The following is a 2,791-nucleotide window of genomic DNA, read 5'->3' on the forward strand; positions in this document are numbered from 1 at the left end:
CTTGGTTATGATGATGAATAAAAAATAAAGTTGAATTAAAAAGTAAATAAAGAAGAATGAAAACCAATAAACTAAATTCTGCAACGATGACCGGAGCGGTGGCTTTTTCAGCCGGAGCCGTTACCGGTGCGATGGTTTCACGGGTTTTGTATGACAAAATTCCGTTGAAGGACAAAGAGGAGGGCAAAACCACAATGGCGAAAGTCAAACGCGGTTTGCTTGCCGCAGCGGGCATAGTAGGTGCCGCGATGATTGACAGCAAAGAAACTACGGGCAAAGCCATTCAGGGCGCAGCCGTAGGGATGGCGGCCACACAAATTGGGTATCTACTCAAAGAAGTGATAGAGGTAAAAGAAGATGGCATTTTCAAAACCGCTTTGGGAAATCCTCAAACACCGGTAGTGGTGTACGCCAACGACGGATATTTGAATTATGGCTATCATCCGTTTGACGAATTTGAAGAAGAACCCCGCTTTTTGTCAGGGGCTGAACAAACAGAAGGAGGCTTTCAAGCCGTTTAAAAATAGTAATTAATTAAAAAAAAAGAAGATAAAATGAATCAGTTATTCCAAAACGAAGAACAATACGTAAAGGCAGCAAACTTTTTGGCAGCTGTAAACGCAGCGAAAAACTTGCGAATGCCAATCGAGCGAATGAAACCAACTCCGAGCGAGTTGTACGTCAATTCAAAATTTGCCGCCGGCGGTGTGGCTAACCTTTTAACCAGCAACGCCGTTGCGGAAGTGGGCGTTACCAACTTCGACGGGAACAAATTGGAGGCAGACCGTTATTTCGTGGCTGATGCCATCACGGTACAATACGGCGAAGGAACGGCGGCAAGCGACAAAGTGTACAACATCAAGTACGATGTGGCGTTACCTGCGGTGTTGCTCGCTTCGCATTTGGTGATTCGTCAAAAGAACGAAGTCATCGTAAAATTGCCTGTTTCGGCGATTCAAAACGCCAAACAAACCGATGCTTACTACCGTAAGTTAGAGGCTTTGGCGCTTATCGAACCCAACTCACCGGTTGAAATTCAAATTGAAACGCCAACGGGAAGCACCATCACGCCTTCAACAGGCGACAGTTCGTTTGTTCGCGTACTCATCAAAGGATTTGAAACGTATTTAAAACGTTAATCAAGTCATAGTTTTTTTAAGCCCTTGCCTGACAGGGCGGGGCTTTTTTTTCTTTTATCTAATTCAAAAACAAACCAATGACAAGCAATATAATATACACACGATTGCCCATCAACATTGCAAGCGGCAAGCAAGGCGATTCGGATACAATTTCGCTGGAACAGGGCAAATGCGTAGGCATTTATTTTGTGCCGTTTAAAGACCCTAAGCCTGAATTTGCGGTAGAAATCGAAATCAAGTACGGACAGGGCGGTACGCTACTGAATATGACCGATTACCGCGATTACAAACACAGCGGCGGCGGGTATTTTGCAGGAATGAAACAAGTTTCGTTTCCTACCAAAAACAACCGATTTTCGGTAAACGTAACGGCTGAAAAACCGCTAACCGATGATTTTAGCGGGCAATTGATTTTCGTAATTCAACGTGATTGCGAAAACTGTGAGTAACAACCATTTAAAACACAAAAGCAATGGCAATAGCAAAAGGACTTTACAATTCAAGCGTTATTACGCAAGAAACGGCGCTTAACTTTATGGAACTCTCTAATCAGCAGGGTATCTTGCATTTAACTTTGTATAATGCGGGCGATACGGTGTTGATTATTGACGACAGCACCCAGCAGGAAATTATGCCGGGTGAAAGTTTTGTGATTGAAAGCCCCGTTGCGATTGTAAACACCTCGTTCCGTGTTCGTTTCAAAAAAGAGAAGGACTACAAGAACAACCGCGTGTTTATGCGCTACATTGTTGAATATCCGTGTTTTACAAAATAAAAAAAACGATGACGACACTGATTAACAAAATAGATAATTTTTTAAGAGAACACCCGCAAAATGCGATTTCCGTCACGCAAGGCGAGCGTAGGTTAAGCAAGCAAAACGCCCCGAAATACGTCTTTTACCGCACGGACATCGAGCAGCTTTTTGGCGGTGCGGAAGCATTTTTGAAAAACTTACCCCAGCAGGGTTTTACCAATGGAACAAGTTTGATTTTCAGAAGAATGTACGGCAGCGGCAGTGAAGCTACATCCAAGATATTTGAAAAAATAACGCTGAATTTTTCCCCGCAAGGTGCTGTTGAAAGTCCGATTGCAATGCAAACTACTAATGTTCAGCCTGTTGCTGAAATGCAAACGCCCGTTATGCCGGCAATGTACGCATCGCAGACGGCGCCCGCCTCGCAGGCAACGTTTGTTCCGCAGACGGCGTCCGTCCCGCAGATGGGATTTGCCGCGATGGGCTATGTGCAAACCACTCAAAACGAACTAATTCGCAATGAAGTGATTAAAGAGCGTTTTGAGGATTTGAAAAAAGAAAACAACAAATTAGACGAAGAACTTAAAGAAGCCAAAAGTGAAATCCGGCAGCTTAAAGATGAAAATTTTTCATTGCGTTTGAAGTTGGACACCATTGAGGACAAGCACGAGGTGAAGTTAGAGCGTGAATTGTTGAATAAAAAAGGTTTTTGGGAAAGCGAAGCCGGCAGCAACATTGTGGGCGCATTGGGGCAGGTGTTGCCGATGGTAGCCGAAAAAATGATGGAAAGCCCTGCAAGTATGGCACCGGCTTTGGCTTCGCCCGCATCGGCGCTTTCAGAAGTTAAACAACAGTTTATCAGCATTATATCAAGCCCCGAAGTTACCGATGAAGA

5 protein-coding genes are annotated in these 2,791 nt (G+C 44.2%); all 5 read left to right on the forward strand.

Annotated features, from left to right (window positions below):
* Nucleotides 1–56: 56 nt before the first annotated feature.
* The gene (locus tag Q4D72_RS11365) at nt 57–521 is read left to right on the forward strand and encodes a hypothetical protein (protein WP_303077981.1); all 465 of its coding nucleotides are present in this window, start codon (nt 57–59) and stop codon (nt 519–521) included.
* 33 nt (nt 522–554) lie between these two features.
* Nucleotides 555–1,139, forward strand: coding sequence for a hypothetical protein (locus tag Q4D72_RS11370; protein ID WP_303077982.1), 585 nt, complete (start codon nt 555–557; stop codon nt 1,137–1,139).
* A 77-nt stretch (nt 1,140–1,216) separates the two neighbouring features.
* On the forward strand, nt 1,217–1,588 hold the full coding sequence (locus Q4D72_RS11375) for a hypothetical protein (RefSeq protein ID WP_303077983.1): 372 nt from the start codon (nt 1,217–1,219) through the stop codon (nt 1,586–1,588).
* Nucleotides 1,589–1,611: 23 nt separating this feature from the next.
* A complete protein-coding gene (locus tag Q4D72_RS11380) occupies nt 1,612–1,914 on the forward strand; it encodes a hypothetical protein (RefSeq protein ID WP_303077984.1) in 303 nt (100 codons plus the stop codon).
* An 8-nt stretch (nt 1,915–1,922) separates the two neighbouring features.
* On the forward strand, nt 1,923–2,791 hold an 869-nt coding region (locus Q4D72_RS11385; protein WP_303077985.1), incomplete at its 3' end, for a hypothetical protein.

This window comes from Capnocytophaga sp., from assembly GCF_030532915.1.
Lineage (GTDB): Bacteria > Bacteroidota > Bacteroidia > Flavobacteriales > Flavobacteriaceae > Capnocytophaga.